General features: G+C 72.7%; 1 protein-coding gene. It reads right to left on the bottom strand.

What is annotated here, in order from left to right; translation table 11 throughout:
- Positions 1-1,245: polyketide synthase dehydratase domain-containing protein (locus tag ABZ919_RS41500; RefSeq protein ID WP_361259522.1), on the bottom strand; the 1,245-nt coding region annotated here is incomplete at both ends.

The following is a 1,245-nucleotide window of genomic DNA, read 5'->3' as shown; positions in this document are numbered from 1 at the left end:
CTCCTCCCCCAACCACCACTGCACCAACGCCAGAACCTCACTCGTGGCACTGTGCACACGCTCGGCGGTCTCCGTACCGGACCCCACCGGGCACGGAACGACGACTGCGTCCGGCGTCCCTTCCGACTGCCGCAGTGCGTCGGCGTCCGCGACCGTATCGACCACCAGTGGCTGGGTGGCGGAGGGAAGGGCGAACGGCGTCCACTCCAGCCCGAACAGCTGATCGCTGCCACCGGCGTCGCGCAGGCTCTCCGACGAGACCGGCCGCAAGGACAGCGACTCGACCGAGGCCACCGGTTCACCGGCGCCGTCAGCCACGGCCAGCGTCACCGAACCGGTGGCTGTCCGCGACAGCTTCACCCGCACCATCGCCGCGCCGGCCGCCTGCAGGAAGACGCCGGACCACGCGAACGGCAGCACCGGGCCGTCGTCCGACGGCACCAGTCCGCCGGCGGCCAGTGCGTGCAGGGCGGCGTCCAGCAGCGCCGGATGCAGGGCGAACGCCGGCCCCTCGGCAGCCGGCTCCTCCGGCAGCTCGACCTCGGCGAAGACGTCGTCCCCGCCGCGCCACACCGAGCGCAGGCCCTGGAAGAGCGGACCGTAGTCCAGGCCCATGGACGCCATGCCCTCGTAGAACGCCGTCAGGTCGACGGCCTCAGCACCCGCAGGCGGCCACACACCGAGGTCCGTAACGGACGGTGCCGCCGCCGAGGACAGCACTCCCCTCGCGTGCCGCAGCCACGATCCGTCGCCGACGCGCGAGTGCACGCTGAGCTGCCGACGGCCCGACTCGTCCTCCGGGCCGACAGCCACCTGAAGGGTGACGCCACCCCGCTCGGGCACGACCAGAGGAAGCTCAAGGGTGAGGTCTTCGATCCATCCGCACCCCGTCTCGTCGCCCGCCCGGATCGCCAGCTCCACGAACGCGGTGCCGGGCAGCAGAACGGTCCCGTGCACGGCGTGGTCGGCGAGCCACGGGTGGCTTTCGAGGGAGAGCAGGCCGGTGAGCAGGACCCCGTCACCGTCGGCCGTCGCAATCGCGGCACCGAGCAGTGGATGGTCCGCCGCCCCCAGACCGGCGGCCCGGACGTCGCCGGACGCCTGGGGAACGTCGAGCCAGTAGCGCTCGCGTTGGAAGGCGTAGGTGGGCAGGTCGACGCGCCGGGCGCCCGGGAAGAGGGCCTGCCAGTCCGGGGAGATGCCGTACGTGTGCAGCTGCCCGATCGCGGCAGTGACCGCGTACGG

The sequence above is a fragment of the Streptomyces sp. NPDC046759 genome (assembly GCF_040645475.1).
Taxonomy (GTDB): Bacteria; Actinomycetota; Actinomycetes; order Streptomycetales; family Streptomycetaceae; genus Streptomyces.
The sequence above is the reverse complement of the archived record's forward strand: the minus strand, read 5'-3'. Positions and strand labels throughout refer to the sequence as shown.